We start from the raw sequence: 14,985 nt of genomic DNA on the forward strand, positions 1-14,985 counted from the left end.
TTTTCCCCTTTTCCTGCCGCCGGTGACTCAGCCGACGTTCTCGACGACGATCGCGACGCCCTGGCCGCCGCCGCAGCACGCCGACGACACGCCGAACTGCAGCTTCGCTGCCTGCAGCTCGCGCGCGACGGTTGTCGTCAGTCGCACGCCGGACGCACCCAGCGGATGGCCGATCGCGATCGCCCCGCCATGGACGTTCGTCTTGTCGCGATCGAGCCCCAGCTCGCGTTCGCACGCGAGGTACTGAGCGCCGAACGCTTCGTTGATCTCGATGCGTCCCAGGTCGCCGACAGTGAGGCCGGCTTTCGCCGCTGCGGCGCGGATCGCCGGCGCCGGGCCGATACCCATGATCTCCGGCGGCACGGCGACCGACGCGCCGGCGACGATGCGCGCGAGCGGCCGGACGCCGTGCGCGCGCACCCAGTCGCCGTGCGCGACGATCACCGCCGCGGCGCCATCGACGATCGCCGAGCTGTTGCCGCCGGTCTGCACGCCGCCGAACGCGGGTTTGAGCTTCTGCAGCGCGTCGAACGACGTCGGGCGGACATGGCCGTCGCGCTCGCATACTTCGGCCCGGTCGGCGAGCTTCAGCGAGCGGGCGTTGTAACCCTCCAGTTCCCATTTCGCATTGACGACCGGCGCGACTTCGCCTGCGAACCAGCCCGACTCCCACGCGGCGACGGCGCGGGCGAAGCTCTGCGCGGCGAAGCGGTCGACCTCGTCGCGCGAAATGCCGTAGCGCTTGGCGAGGTTCTCCGCGGTGTCGCCCATGCTTGCGCCGGGCGCGGTGTCCTTCGTCGCTTCCCACAGAAAGTCGCGGAAATCGAGCTGGCCCATGCGGAAACCCGCGCGGTGCGTGTAGGCGGCGATCGGGTTGCGCGACATCGATTCGGTGCCCACACACAGCGCGACTTTCGCCTTGCCGAGCGTGATCTGGTCGGCGGCGGCGATGATCGTCTCGAAGCCGGTACCGCACAGGCGCTGCACGAGCAATGCCGGCACCGACGGGTCGACGCCCGAATAGAGACCAATATGGCGCGGCAGGAAATACGCGTCGAAACTCGCCTGCGCCATGTTGCCGGCGACGATCGCGTCGATCTCGGTGGCCGGCACGCCGCTTTTCTCGAACAATGCGCGTGCGGCAAAAATCCCGAGGTCGGTCGGCGAAACGTCGCGCAGCACGCCGTTGTAGTCGGCGAAAGGCGTGCGGCTGCCGGCGACGAGCCAGATGTCATCGTAGCCCGCGGCATGGGCCGCGGCTTGCGACGCGGCGTAGGAATTCGTCATGTTCATCGCTGTGCTCCCTGGCCTTTGCGCTGCAGGAACTGGCCGATGCGCTCGGCGACTTCCGGGCCGGTCTGCGTGACCGCGGCGGTCAGCGACTCGACGAAGAAGCCGTCGTCGGCCGCCATGTTCTCGATGCGGGCGATCGACGTGACCATCGCCCAGTTCGCCATCGGGGCGTTTTCGGCAATCCGCCGGGCGAGCTGCTGCGCCTTCGCGAGCGCTTCGCCGGGGCCGACGAGGTAATGCGACAGGCCGAGGCGCTGGCCTTCGTCGGCATCGAGGATGCGTCCGGTCAGCATCATCTCGCCCATCCGCCCCGCGCCGATGATCCGCGCGACGCGCACCGAGCCGCCTCCGCCGACGAAAATGCCGTGGCGCCCTTCGGGGAGCTGGTAGATCGTGTTCGGCTCGGCGACGCGCACGTGAGTCGCAGCCGCGAGCTCGAGCCCGCCGCCGATCACCGCACCGTGCAGCGCGGCGACGACCGGAACGCCGCCGTTCTGGACGCGGCTGAACACGCGGTGCCAGCCCTGCGAGTGCTTCATGACGCCGAAAGGCTCGCGGTGCTGGTGCTCGGTCAGGTCGAGCCCGGCGCAGAAATGCTCGCCCTCGCCGGCCAGCACGATCGCCCGCGCGCCGTCGGGGACGGTCGCGAAAGCTTCGTCGATCGCGGCCAGCAGGCGGTCACTGATCGCGTTGCGCTTGGCGGGGCGCGCCAGCGTGATGGTGTAGATGTCGTCCTCATGCGAGGTTCTTACCAGTTGTTCGCTCATCAGGGTGATCCTTTCGTGATTCATGCCGAAGTTCTCCGGTCGGCGTCCGGCTACACGGTGACGACGGACTTGTCCGGCATCATCGCGTACAGGGATTCGACGAGGTCGCGGCGCCGCGTCAGCACCGCGCGCTGGTTGATGTAGCCTTTGTCGGTGATCTCGCCGGCTTCGACCGACGGCGGCTCGGCCATCAGCAGCGCGCGCGTCGGGCACGTCGACGAGCCGCCGCCGGCCTGCATCATCGCCGCCATGCCGAGGCGCACGCGGGCGAGCACCGCCGGGTTCGACAGCACCTGCTCGACCGGCGCGTCGGCGGGCAGCCCCGGACACAGCGAACGGCATTCGGGAATGTTCGGGAACACCAGCAGACCGATGTCGTCGCGGTCATGTCCGGTGACGACGATGTCCTGGGCGACCGGCTTGAGCGCATCGATCGCCTTGACGCGCAGCGCTCCGACATGCACCCACGTGCCGGTCAGCAGCTTGAAGTCCTCGCCGACGCGGCCGTCGAACAGCAGGCCCTGTTCCGGACGCGCCGGATCGACGAACTCGACCGCGTCGCCGATCAGGTAGAAACCTTCGTCGTCGAAGGACTTTACCGTCAGCTCGGGCTGCTTCCAGTAGCCGGGAAACACGTTCGGCCCCCTGACGCGCACTTCGAGCTTGTCGGCCGACGGCACGAGTTTCAGTTCGGTGCCGGGCACCGGCACGCCGATGACGCCCGAGCGCACCGCCTGGAAATGGCAGTCGGTCGCGAGCGGCGACGTCTCGGTCGAGCCCCACGACGACACCATCGTGACGCGCCGCCCGGTCGCTTCCTCGGACAGGTTCTCGAGCTCGGACCACAGGTGCTGCGGCAGCGCGGCGCCGGCGTAGAAGATCAGCTTCAGGCGCTTGAAGAAGCTGTCGCGCAGCACCTTGTCGCGACGCAGCACCGGCACCAGCATGTCGAACGCGCGCGGCACGCTGAAGTAGATCGTCGGCGAGACTTCGCGCAGGTTGCGCAGCGTCCTGTCGAGCAGCGCCGGCGTCGGCTTGCCGTCGTCGAGATACATGCTGCCGCCGAAGCGCAGCACCATGTTGAAGTTGTGATTGCTGCCGAACGTGTGGCTCCACGGCAGCCATTCCATCAGCAGCGGCGGTTCGTCGATCAGGAAAGGCCACACCAGCTCCTTCGCGAGCTGACTCGCGCACAGCATGCGCTGGGTGTTGACGACCGCTTTCGGCGTGCCGACCGAGCCCGACGTGAACAGGAACTTCGCGATCGTGTCCGGCGTGATCCGGGCAAACGCCTCCATCACCGCCGCCTCGTCGCTGCGCGCCTCGAGATCGGCGAACGGCACGCATCCTGCAGTCGATTCGCTGCCACCGCCGGCGACGACGACGCCGTCGTGGAGCGGCCCGATTGCATCGATCGCTGGCGCGAACTTGCCGACCGGATCGGCATAGATGACGCCCGGGCGCAGCAACTCGATGTTCGCCTTCAGCTTGGCGAAGTCCTTCGACATCAGCGAGTTGCCCGACGAGATCGCGCACGACGGCACCCCGACGTGCATCGCCGCGAGCATCAGCAGCGCATGTTCGATCGAGTTGTCGGAGAGGATCGCCACCGGCCGTTCGGCCGACAGGTTCTGGCCGAGCAGCCAGGTCGCGATCGCGACGACGCGGCGGCGCGCTTCGCCATAGCTGACGCGGTCCCACTCGCCGGCCGCGTTGCGCTCGGCGAGGAACAGTCGCTCCGGAGTGTCGCGCGCCCAGCGTTCGAGCCACTCGCCGACGCAGCGCGCATAACTGTCGGGCAGCGGAATTCCCGAACGCAGGATGCGGCTGCCGTCCGGGCGCGTCTCGATGTTCACGACCGGCCGGGCGAACATCGCGTCGATATCGGATATTACGGTGCTCATGGCATTTTCCGTTCGGCTTACTGCGCGATCATCTTGTACGCACCACTCTCGATCTTCACGAGCACGTGCGAGCGATCATCGAGACCGAAGTGGTCGCCGGCGCTCATGTTGAACACGCCATGGCTGCCGACGACCTCCTTGTTCGACTCGATCGCGTCCCGCAGCGCTGCGCGGAACTGCGGCGTTCCCGGCTTCGCGGCCTTCAGCGCGACCGGGATCGCCTGTTCGATGAGGCGGAACGCATCGAACGCGTGACCCGCGAACGACGAGAACGACCCTGCCCCGTACGCAGCTTCATACTTGCGTACGAGATCGCGTCCGGCAGTCTTCGACGGGTGCGTGTCCGGCACCTGATCGACGACGACGACCGGGCCAACCGGCATGATCGCGCCCTCCGCAGCCTTGCCCGCAACCTTCAGGAAAGCCTGGTTCGCGGCCGCGTGAGTCTGGTAGATCTGGCCTTTGTAGCCGCGCTCGCCGAGCGTCGTCTGCGGCAGCGCGGCCGGGCTTCCGGAGCCCACTACCAGCACCGCGTCGGGCCGCGCCGCGACCAGCTTCAGCACCTGCCCGCTGACCGACGTGTCGGCGCGCGCGTAGCGCTCGACCGCGACCATTTTGATGCCTGCCGCTTCGGCGCGGCTCTTCACCGCACCGAGCCAGTCTTCGCCGTAGGCGTCGGAAAAGCCGATGAAGCCGAGCGTCTTGACGCCCGTCGCCTTCATGTGAGCGAGCAGCGCATCGGCCATCACGCTGTTCTGCTGCGGCGTACGGAACACCCATTTGTTGCGGTCCTCCGGCAGCGACACCGGGCTGATCGCGACCTGCGGCGTGCCGCTCTCGTTGGCGACTTCGGCCATCGCCGCGGTGGCCGGCGTCGTCGACGAGCCGACCAGCACATCGACGCTGTTCTCGGTGACCAGCTTGCGCGCATTCTTCGTCGCGATCGACGGGTCGGTCGCATCATCGAGGACGATGTAGTGGATTTTTTCCCCGCCGATCTGCGTCGGCAGCAGCGCGAAGACGTTTTTCTCGGGAATGCCGAGCGACGCACCTGGGCCCGTCGCCGACAATGAAACCCCAACCGTGATATCCGCGAGAGCGGGTTGGACGAACGACAGCGACGCGAACGAGCACAGGACGGCGAGCTTCTTGACTTGCATGGTCACTCCTCTGGTTTTGACGCCGGACTTCCCCGGGTCAATCGAACGGCGGCTGGACCGCTCTGGATATCGCGCCGAAAGATGTCGGCGTGTCGCAAAGTTAGCAACGTCAAACAGTCTTGTCAAACACTTGTTCAAGTAGTTTGTCAGCAACTGTCGCAAAGCGGACCGAGCGCAGCACACCGCGAGTGGACGCGGCGCAGGCGCGGCTTATCGAGGCGCATTTGTGCTCATTGCTCGCTATCATTGCGGCCGCGACGCATTGCAGGATTTTGGATGGCCCCGAAAACAACTTCCGACGACGACACCCCCGCACTCGACCCCGAGCAGGCGATCCTGCAGCTGGCGCGGGAGGAGCCCGAACTCGGGCAGGCTGCGGTCGCGGAGCGGTTGCGGCGTTCGGGGATGCGGATTTCAGCGTCCGGCGTGCGCTACCTGTGGCAGAAGCACGGGCTCGAGACCGCGGCAAAACGCCTGCACGCGCTGATACGTGATTCGGATCGCGGGCTCGCGGCGCTGAGCGACGGCCAGCGCCGGTTGCTCGAGCGCGCGACGTTGAGCGCGCAGGCGGCGCGCGGACCGTCGGCAGGCAATGCCGGTCCGCACGACGAGCCGCTGGACCGGCGGCAGGTGATCCTCAACGCGGCTGCCGAACTGTTTTCCGAACAGGGCTACGACCGTGCCTCGATCCGCGACATCGCGAACAAGGCCGGACTGCTCGCCGGATCGGTGTATCACCACTTCGCGTCGAAGGACGAGCTGTATCTGGCAGTGCACCGCGAAGGTTTCCGCGATGTCATGGAAGCGGTGCAGCGCGCGGTCGACAGCGCGAGCGACCCGTGGGAGCGCCTAACGCGCGCGTGCCAAGTGCATGTGCATCTGATCGTCGGCGGCTCGCCGGTGCACCGCGTGACCGGCCACAGCTTGTCGCTGATCGGCCACGACGCGCTGCTCGCGAAAATCCGGCCGGTGCGCGACGACTACGAGGATCTGTACCGCGGACTCATCGACGCCCTGCCCGTCGCGCCGGGCACCGACCGCTCGCTGCTGCGGCTGACGCTGCTCGGCGCGATGAACTGGGTATACCTGTGGTACCGCGCAGGGCGGCGGTCGCCGCAGGAAATCGCGGCGACGATGGTGGACATGCTGCGCTGGGGCACCAGCCCGCGATAGCGGGGGCGCCCCGCGCGCTGCGCGAACGCGGCGCGCGGCCGGCTCAGTCGGCGATCGCGCCCGATTCCGCGGCGAACGGCAGGGGCAGCTCTTCGGTCGGCGCGTGGGCCGCGCTGCGCGCGACCAGCGACACCGCGAACGCAGCGATCGCGCCGGGGATCGCGAAGAACATGAAGTTGTATTCCAGCGGCATCGCCATGCCGAGCAGCGTGCCGCCGAGGATCGGTCCGACGATCGCGCCGCTGCGCCCGACGCCGGAAGCCCAGCCGATGCCGGTCGAGCGGATCGCCATCGGGTAGAACTGCGCGACGTATGCATAGAGCAGGATCTGCGATCCGATCGTCGTCGCGCCGGCCGCGGCAACCAGCAGGTAGAGCACCGCCGTCGGGCTCTTGAAGCCGAGCAGGCTGATCGAGACCGCCGCGATGACGAAGAACACCATCAGCACGGTCTTCAGGTGCAGCCGGTCGGCGATGAAACCGCCCCCGACGGCGCCGAAAATCGCCCCGAAATTGAGCACCAGCAGGAACGACAGGCTCGACCCGAGTCCGTATCCCGCCTGCGTCATCAGCTTCGGCAGCCAGGACGCGAGCGCGTACACCATCAGCAGGCACATGAAGAACGCCAGCCAGAACATCAGCGTGCTCAGCGCGCGCCCGTTCTTGAACAGCGCCACCAGCGACACATGGGACGTCTTGCCGGTCGGCATTTCGTAGCGGTCCCCGCTTCGCGCCGCGAAACTCGGCTCGACCCTTCCGAGCAGCACCCCCGCTTCGGCGTCGCGCTTCGCATGCAGCAGGAAGCCGATCGACTCCGGCAGCGCGTAGAGGATCAGCGGAAGCAGCAGCAGCGGAATGCCGGCGACGAAGAACACCGACGGCCAGCCGAAATTCGGGATGAGGTACATGCCGAGGCCAGCCGACAGCATCCCGCCGACCGAATAGCCGCTGAACATGATCGCGACCAGCGTCGTGCGCAGTTTTTTCGGCGAGTACTCGGTCATCAGTGCGACGACGTTCGGCATCACCCCGCCGATACCCAGCCCGGCGAGGAAGCGGCAGATCGCGAACTCGGTCGGCGTCGTCGCGAAGCCGTTTATGAACGTGAAGAAACTGAACAGCACGACGCAGATCGCGATCACCCGCTTGCGCCCGAAGCGGTCGGACAACGGACCGAAAATCAGCGCCCCGAACATCATCCCGAACAGCGCGTAGCTGCCGAGCGTGCCCGCCTGCAGCGGCGTCAGGTCCCACTCTTTCATCAGCACCGGCAGCACGACGCCGTAGATCACCAGGTCGTAGCCGTCAAAAATGATGATCAGCGCACACCAGAACAGCACCTGCCAGTGAAAGCGGTTGAATTTCGCCTTGTCGATCAACTCGTGAACATCGATTTTTCGCATTGCCTGTCTCCTAGGGGTGAAATCCTGTGCCACGCCGCTTCATGAAGTGTCGGCGGGATCAATATCGAATTCGCCGCACGGCGCGCGCCGTGCGGTCTGCGTCAGCCTGCGCCGAGATGCTTCTGCAGGAGTTCCGGCTGCGCTCGCAGCTCCGCGCTCGAGCCTTCGAACGCGACCTTGCCTTTGACGAGGATCACGTTGCGATCCGAGATCGAGGTCACGGCCGCGTGGTTCTTGTCGATGACGATCGTCGCGATGCCGGTCGCGCGGATCTGGCGAACGATAAACCAGATCTCTTTGGCGATCAGCGGCGCCAGGCCTTCGGTCGCCTCGTCGAGGATCAGCACGTCCGGGTTCGTCATCAGCGCGCGACCGATCGTCAGCATCTGCTGCTCGCCTCCCGAGAGCTGCCCGCCGCCGTTCGTCAGCCGTTCGCCGAGCCGCGGAAAAGTCTCCAGCACCCGCTCGTACGTCCAGTCCCGGCGTCCGTCGATGCCCGGCTTGGCGGCCATCAGCAGGTTTTCCCGCACCGAAAGGTTCGGGAAAATGCCGCGCCCTTCCGGCACGTAGGCGATGCCCTTGCGCGCGATCAGATACGGCGCCGCACCGGTCATCGTCTTGCCGCGCACCGCGACGCGCCCGTGGCGCGGACGAACGTGGCCGAGCATGCTGCGGATCAGCGTCGTCTTGCCCATGCCGTTGCGGCCCATCAGCCCGATCGTCTCGCCGCGGCGCACGACGAAATCGATGCCGTGCAGGATGTGGCTGCTGCCGTAGAAGGAATGAAGGCCTTCGGCTTCCAGCAAGGTTTCACTCATCGTCGGGTTCTCCTCCGCCCAGATAGGCTTCCTGCACCGCGAGGCTCGAGCGGATCTGGTCCGGCGGTCCGCTCTCGAGCACCTGCCCCGTCACCATCACGGTAATGACGTCCGCGACCGCGAACACCGCGTCCATGTCGTGCTCGACGAGCAGGATCGCGTGATCGGCCGAGAGCTTCTGCAGCAGCGCGACCATCAGCTGCGACTCCTCCGAGCCCATCCCGGCAAGCGGCTCGTCGAGCAGCAGCACCGACGGCGCAGTCGCGAGCACCATCGCGATCTCGAGCTGGCGCTGCTCGCCGTGGCTCAGCGTCGCGGCGACGACGTCGCGTCGCGCGGCGAGTCCGGCCTGTTCGAGCGCCCGGTCGGCCGCGGTGCGCAGGTCGTCGTAGTTCTGAGCGCGCGAGAACACGCGCAATGCCCGCGGCGCGCGCGACTGCGCCGCGAGCCGGCAGTTTTCGAACGCCGTGAACGCCGGGAAGATGTTCGTGCGCTGATAGCTGCGGCCGATCCCGGCGCGCGAGCGCCGGTCCGGGCTCCAGCCCGAAATATCCTGCCCGCGGTAGAGAATCTGTCCGCCCGACGGCGGCAGGTCACCGGACAGCAGGTTGATCAGCGTCGATTTCCCCGCCCCGTTCGGCCCCAGCACCGCGTGCAGCTCACCGCGATGCATGTCGAGCGACACGTCCTTGTTCGCGGCGAGCCCGCCGAACTGGCGGGACAGCCCGCGCGCAGCCAGTACCAGTTCACCCATTCGAGCCACCTCCGACGAGCATGCGGCGCACGCGCTGCGTCAGGCTCGACAGGCCGCCCGGCAGCAGCATCACCACCAGAACGATCACCGTGCCCATCAGGAACTGCCAGTGCTTGGTCAGCGCCGAGAACACTTCCTGCAGCACGACGAACGCGAACGCGCCGATCGCGGCACCGTTCAGTGTGCCGATGCCGCCGAGGATCACCATCAGCAGCACGTTGCCCGACTGGTGCCATGACAGGATCTCCGGCGTCACGAAGCCGAACTGGCACGCCGAGAGGAACCCGGCCACGCCGGCCAGCGCGCCCGCGATGACGAAACCGGCAAGCTTGTACAGAAACACCGGGAAGCCCAGCGACAGCATGCGGTGTTCGTTGCTCTTGATTCCGGCGAGCGCGTGTCCGAGCGGCGAGCGCAGCAGGATGCGCAGGAACACGTACGTCGCGACCAGCAGCAGCAGCACGACGTAGTAGAAGTGCGCGGCGTTGCCGAGGTCGAGCAGCTGCGTCTCGCCGATCCGCAGTTCCGGCTTGAAGTTGATGAACACGCCGTCCGACCCGCCGCCGAGCGGAGAGTCGTGAAACACGAAGTAGATCATCTGCGCGAACGCGAGCGTCACCATGATGAAATAGATCCCCTTCGTCCGCAGCACGAACAGGCCGATGACGAACGCCGCAACTGCCGCCGCGAGCACCGCCGCGGGCAGCACGAGCCACAGGCTGGCCGGGTCGTACTGCGGCGAGACCAGCACGACCGCATAGGCGGCGATGCCGAAGAACGCGGCGTGGCCGAAGCTGACGAGGCCGGTGAAACCGACCAGCAGGTCGAGGCTCATGGCGAAGATCGCCATGATCATGATCTTCGTCAGCAGTTCGCTGTAGTAGTCCGAGCCGAACAGCGGGAAGATCGACAGCACCAGCAGTGTCGCCAACAGCGCGCCACGCGAAGTCTTGATCGCTGAAGACATGGTCATATTCTCCGGAAGATGCCTTCGGGGCGCCACAACAGCACCACGGCCATCAGCAAATAGACGGTCAGTCCGGCGAAGTCGGGAATGATGACTTTGCCGAAGGTGTCAGCGAGGCCGATCAGCAGGGCCGCGACGAGCGCCCCCCACACCGAACCGACGCCGCCGATCACGACGACGACGAAGCAGATGATCAGCACCTGGTTGCCCATGCCCGGATAGACCGACGACACCGGCGCCGCGAGCATGCCGGCGAACGCAGCGAGCGTGACGCCGAGCGCGAACACGAGGCGGTAGATCAGATCGATGTTGATGCCGAGCGACTGGACCATTTCGCGATTGCTGCTGCCCGCGCGAATCATCATGCCGAGCCGCGTGTGGCGGATCAGCCAGTACATCAGCACCGCGAGCACGATGCACACTGCGGACATGAACAGCCGGTATACCGGGTAGCTGAGCGTCTCGCTGAGCTGGACCGACGCCGACAGCATCTCGGGAATCCGCACGCCATGGACGTCGTCGCCGACGATCATGCTGCGTATCTCCTCGAACATCAGGATCAGGCCGTAGGTCAGCAGCACCTGGTCGAGGTGGTCGCGCTTGTAGAGCCGGCTGAACAGGCCCCATTCGAGGAGGAAGCCGATCAGCGCGCTGAGGACGATGCCGAGGAGGATCGCGACGAAGAGATTGCCCGTCGCCGAGGTCAATGCGAACGCCATGTAGGCGCCCATCATGTAGAAGCTGCCGTGGGCGAGGTTGATGATGCCCATGATGCCGAAAATCAGGGTCAGTCCGCTGGCGACGAGGAACAGCAGCAACCCGTACTGCAACGCATTCAGTAGCTGAATCAGGAAGGTCGTCAAGTCCATGAAGGCTCCAGTCCGGGTCGCCGCGAAAGCGCCCGGATGACGGCAAAGCGAGGGGCGGGAGCCGCAGCCGCGGCTCCGCGTGGAGGATTACATGCGGCAGCCGCGAGCCGGGTCGGCCAGCGCCTTCGCTGCCACCGACACGACCTTGTTTTCCTTCCCCTCGACCTTGCGCAGGTAGATGTCCTGCACCGGGTTGTGGGCTTTCGACAGCGTGAACTTCCCGCGCGGGCTGTCGATCGTCGCCGATTCCATGGCCTTGATCAGTTCGTCGCGCTTGCCGACGTCGCCCTTGACCGCCGCGAGGCCTGCGGCGAAGAGCTGCGCCGTGTCATAGCCCTGCACCGCATAGACGTCCGGCTGCATCTTGAACGCAGACGCGTAGGCGGCGCGGAACTCCTTGTCCTTCGGGATATCGAGGCCGTCGGCGTAATGCAGCGTCGTCAGCAGGCCTTCGGCGGCCTCGCCCTGCGCCTCGAGCGTGCCGTCGGTGAGGAAGCCCGATCCATACAGCGGGATCGTGCTCTTGAGCCCCGCCGCGGCGTAGTCCTTGACGAACTTCACCGCGCCGCCGCCGGCGAAGAACACGAACACTGCGTCCGGCTTGAGTGCCGCGATTTCGGTCAGGTACGGCTGGAACTCGACGTTCGGGAACGGCAGGTACAGCTCCTTGACGACCTTGCCGCCGGCCTTTTCGAACGCTTCCTTGAAACCCGCCACCGACTGCTCGCCGAACGAATACTTCCAGCTCAACGTGACGACGTTCTTGTGCTTGCGCTCGGCCATCACGTTGCCCATCGCGTAGGCCGGCTGCCACGCCGAGAACGACGTGCGGAAGATGTTCGGCGCGCACAGCGGGCCGGTGATCTCGTCGGCCCCGGCGTTCGGCACGATCAGCAGGCTCTTGGTCTCGCGTGCGACGCGCGTCATCGCCAGCGCCACGCCGGAGTGGACGGTGCCGACCAGCACGTCGACGTTGTCGCGCTTGATCAGCTTGTTCGCATTTTCCGGCGCCTTCGCCGGATCCGACTCGTCGTCGACGGTGAAGTATTCGACCTCGCTCCCCCCGAGCTTGCCGCCGCCCTGCTCGACCGCCAGCTTGAAACCATTGGTGATCGCATTGCCGAGCGCCGCATAGGTGCCGGTATAGGGCAGCATCAGCCCGACCCGCACCTTCCTCGCGCCCTGCGCGAACAGCGGCGCAGACGGCAGCGCCAGGCCTGCCGCGACCGCGGCGCTGGAGATCAGAAACTGGCGACGATTGACTTCATGACTCATGGCGCGACTCCTCCGGTGATTGGCCGATCATTCGGCTCGATACCTTTATTTGAACGTGATGTTACACGGAGGACGCGGCGCGCAGCTTGAATCGCTGGATTTTTCCGGTGGCGGTTTTCGGCAGCTCATCGACGAATTCGAGCCAACGCGGATATTTGTAAGGCGCGAGCTTCGATTTCACGTGCAGCTTGAGCTCGTCGCCGAGTCCGGGCGACGGGCGCAGACCGGGCTTGAGCACGACGAACGCGAGCGGCTTGATCAGGCCGTCCACATCGGCCTTGCCGACGACCGCAGCTTCGAGCACGGTCTCGTGAGTGATCAGCGCGGACTCGACCTCGATCGGCGAGACGTAGATGCCGCCCACCTTGAGCATGTCGTCGTTGCGGCCCGCATACGCGTAATTGCCGTCGGCGTCCTGGCTGTACTTGTCGCCGCTGCGCGTCCACTGCCCCATGAAGGTGTCGCGGCTCTTGCTGCGGTTGTTCCAGTACAACGCCGCGCTGGTCGGACCGCGCACCTGCAGTTCGCCGGCTTCGCCGGGCGCGACTTCTTCGCCGTCGTCGCCGATGAGCCGAAGCTCATAGCCGGGTACCGGTTTTCCGCTCGTGCCGTAGCGCGCTTCGCCGTGCCGGTTCGACAGGAAAATGTGCAGCATCTCGGTCGACCCGAGACCGTCGAGGATCTCGACGCCGAAGTGCTCGGTCCAGCGCTTGCCGACTTCGGCCGGCAGGGCTTCGCCCGCGGACGCGCAGCGGCGGATCGACACTTCCTCGCGTCCGGGAAGTTCCGGGCTCGCAAGCATCGACGCGTACAGCGTCGGCACGCCGCAATACACGGTCGGCTGGTGCTGGCGCAGCACGCGCGAGACCGACGCGGGCGTCGGGCGCTCGGACATCAGCACCGCGGTCGCGCCCGCGGCGAGCGGGAACGTCAGGCCGTTGCCCAGTCCGTAGGCGAAGAACAGCTTCGCCGCGGAGAACACGACGTCGCTCTCCTCGACACCGAGGATCGGCCGCGCGTACAGCTCGAACGTGTTGATCAGGCTCGAATGCAGATGCACCGTCCCTTTCGGCGCGCCGGTCGAACCCGACGAGTACAGCCAGAAACAGGGGTCGTCGGGGCATGTCGGCGCAGCTTCGAACGGCGGGCGCGGCGCGGCGACGAGGTCGGCAAAATCGAGATGAGTGCCCCTGACGGCTTCATCTCCGCCGGACACGACGACGTTCTTGACGAACGGGCTCTGCTCGATCGCGTTCGAGAACGCCGGCAGCAGCAGCGACGACACCACCAGCGCGCGCGCGCGGCTGTCGCGCAGCATGTAGCTGTAGTCGGACGCCGTCAGCAGCGTGTTGATCGGCACCGGGACGACCCCGGCCTTGATACAGCCGAGAAACGCCGTCGGAAAATCGACGGTGTCGACCAGGCACAGCAACACCCGCTCTTCCATCCGCACGCCCATTTCGCCGAGCGCGTGGGCGAAGCGGTCGATGCGCTCGGCCAGCTGCGCATATGTGTATTGGCCGGCGTCGTCGATCACCGCGATCTTGTTGCCGCGGCCGGCCCGCAGGTTGCGCTCGATCAGATCGTGGGCAGCGTTGTAGTCGCGCGGGATCGTGATCTGCGGGGGGCTCGACGTGTGGTCGGCGGTACTCAGTTCTGGCATGGTCTCTCCTCCAATTCGACTCGATTGACGATTTTTTTCACCGACGCGATCCGAATCCCGCCCAATCGTTTCGACCCGCCGCGTCGATGCCGCGCGTTCGCGCGGTGGCGCAGTGGCTAACGGATCGTCATGCCGCCGTCAGCTGCCAGTATTTGTCCGGTGACGTAGCTCGACGCATCGGAGGCGAAGAACAGGAACACCGGGGCGATCTCTTCCGGTTCGGCCCAGCGTCCGAGCGGAATGCGGTCGAGATACTTTTCCTTGAAGCGCTCGTCGGTGCGGATGGTTTCCGTCATCGGCGTCGCCGCGCCCGGCGCGATCGCGTTGGACGTGATGTTGTAGCGGGCGAGCTCCTTGGCGGTGCTCTTCGTCATGCCGAGGATGCCCGCCTTCGCCGCGCTGTAGTTGATCTGGCCGATCGTGCCCAAGAGGCCGGCCGTCGAGGTGACGTAGATGATGCGGCCGTACTGGCGCTCGATCATGCCGCCGACGACCGCCTGAAGACAGTTGAAGGCGCCGGTCAGATGCACGCCGAGGACCTGCTGCCACTGCTCGGGCGTCATCTTGTTGAGCATCGCGGTGCGCGTGATGCCGGCGTTGTTGACGAGGATGTCGACGCGTCCCCATTTCGCGGTGACCTGCTCGGCCATCGCCAATACCTGGTCGCGGTTCGACACGTCGCACGCGACGCCGAGCGCCTCGCCGCCGTTCTTGACGATCTCGGCCGCAACGGCATTGGCGGCGTCGATGTTCAGATCGATCACCGCCACTTTCGCGCCCTCGCGGGCGTAGGCCCTCGCCACCGTGGCGCCGATGCCCTGCCCGGCGCCGGTGACGATGGCGACTCTGTCCTTCAATTGCATGTCTGCTCCCCTTGTTGCGGACGCGACTGTTCGAATTAGGTACAGCCAGGGATTTCGCTCTCTCCCGGGCGAAAAAA

The 14,985-nt window shown here is 66.3% G+C and carries 13 protein-coding genes; 1 reads left to right on the top strand and 12 read right to left on the bottom strand.

Annotated elements, in window-relative coordinates:
* Positions 1-27: 27 nt before the first annotated feature.
* The 4 genes from PA01_15720 to PA01_15735 are packed head-to-tail and all read right to left on the bottom strand — an operon-like array spanning position 28 to position 5,124.
* Complete coding sequence (locus tag PA01_15720) at positions 28-1,287, bottom strand: thiolase family protein (protein ID KON80394.1); 1,260 nt, start codon at positions 1,285-1,287, stop codon at positions 28-30.
* A gap of 2 nt (positions 1,288-1,289) precedes the next feature.
* Positions 1,290-2,060: a crotonase/enoyl-CoA hydratase family protein gene (locus tag PA01_15725; protein KON80395.1), complete on the bottom strand. Its 771-nt coding sequence runs from the start codon at positions 2,058-2,060 to the stop codon at positions 1,290-1,292.
* A gap of 50 nt (positions 2,061-2,110) precedes the next feature.
* The gene (locus PA01_15730) at positions 2,111-3,964 is read right to left on the bottom strand and encodes a feruloyl-CoA synthase (protein KON79891.1); all 1,854 of its coding nucleotides are present in this window, start codon (positions 3,962-3,964) and stop codon (positions 2,111-2,113) included.
* 17 nt (positions 3,965-3,981) lie between these two features.
* On the bottom strand, positions 3,982-5,124 hold the full coding sequence (locus PA01_15735; protein KON79892.1) for an ABC transporter substrate-binding protein: 1,143 nt from the start codon (positions 5,122-5,124) through the stop codon (positions 3,982-3,984).
* A gap of 276 nt (positions 5,125-5,400) precedes the next feature.
* Here PA01_15735 and PA01_15740 point away from each other — a divergent pair, with 276 nt between their 5' ends.
* Positions 5,401-6,297, top strand: coding sequence for a TetR family transcriptional regulator (locus tag PA01_15740; protein KON79893.1), 897 nt, complete (start codon positions 5,401-5,403; stop codon positions 6,295-6,297).
* Between the two features lie 43 nt (positions 6,298-6,340).
* On the opposite strand, the gene PA01_15745 is transcribed toward PA01_15740, so the two are convergent.
* The 8 genes from PA01_15745 to fabG all read right to left on the bottom strand — a co-directional run bounded on the left by PA01_15745 (position 6,341) and on the right by fabG (position 14,908).
* On the bottom strand, positions 6,341-7,699 hold the full coding sequence (locus PA01_15745; GenBank protein KON79894.1) for an aromatic acid/H+ symport family MFS transporter: 1,359 nt from the start codon (positions 7,697-7,699) through the stop codon (positions 6,341-6,343).
* Between the two features lie 101 nt (positions 7,700-7,800).
* Entirely contained in the window at positions 7,801-8,517 is a 717-nt protein-coding gene (locus tag PA01_15750) for an ABC transporter ATP-binding protein (protein ID KON79895.1), read from the bottom strand.
* Positions 8,510-9,271: an ABC transporter ATP-binding protein gene (locus PA01_15755; protein ID KON79896.1), complete on the bottom strand. Its 762-nt coding sequence runs from the start codon at positions 9,269-9,271 to the stop codon at positions 8,510-8,512. Before PA01_15755 ends, PA01_15750 begins: the two co-directional genes overlap by 8 nt.
* Positions 9,264-10,238 (bottom strand): branched-chain amino acid ABC transporter permease, encoded by a 975-nt coding sequence (locus PA01_15760; GenBank protein ID KON79897.1) that lies wholly within the window; start codon positions 10,236-10,238, stop codon positions 9,264-9,266. Before PA01_15760 ends, PA01_15755 begins: the two co-directional genes overlap by 8 nt.
* A gap of 2 nt (positions 10,239-10,240) precedes the next feature.
* Positions 10,241-11,107, bottom strand: coding sequence for a branched-chain amino acid ABC transporter permease (locus PA01_15765; protein KON79898.1), 867 nt, complete (start codon positions 11,105-11,107; stop codon positions 10,241-10,243).
* A gap of 87 nt (positions 11,108-11,194) precedes the next feature.
* Positions 11,195-12,382: an ABC transporter substrate-binding protein gene (locus PA01_15770; GenBank protein ID KON79899.1), complete on the bottom strand. Its 1,188-nt coding sequence runs from the start codon at positions 12,380-12,382 to the stop codon at positions 11,195-11,197.
* A gap of 61 nt (positions 12,383-12,443) precedes the next feature.
* On the bottom strand, positions 12,444-14,045 hold the full coding sequence (locus tag PA01_15775) for a benzoate-CoA ligase family protein (GenBank protein ID KON79900.1): 1,602 nt from the start codon (positions 14,043-14,045) through the stop codon (positions 12,444-12,446).
* Positions 14,046-14,161: 116 nt separating this feature from the next.
* Entirely contained in the window at positions 14,162-14,908 is a 747-nt protein-coding gene (gene fabG, locus PA01_15780; GenBank protein ID KON79901.1) for a 3-oxoacyl-ACP reductase FabG, read from the bottom strand.
* Positions 14,909-14,985: the final 77 nt, after the last annotated feature.

This window comes from Azoarcus sp. PA01, assembly GCA_001274695.2.
GTDB lineage: Bacteria > Pseudomonadota > Gammaproteobacteria > Burkholderiales > Rhodocyclaceae > Aromatoleum.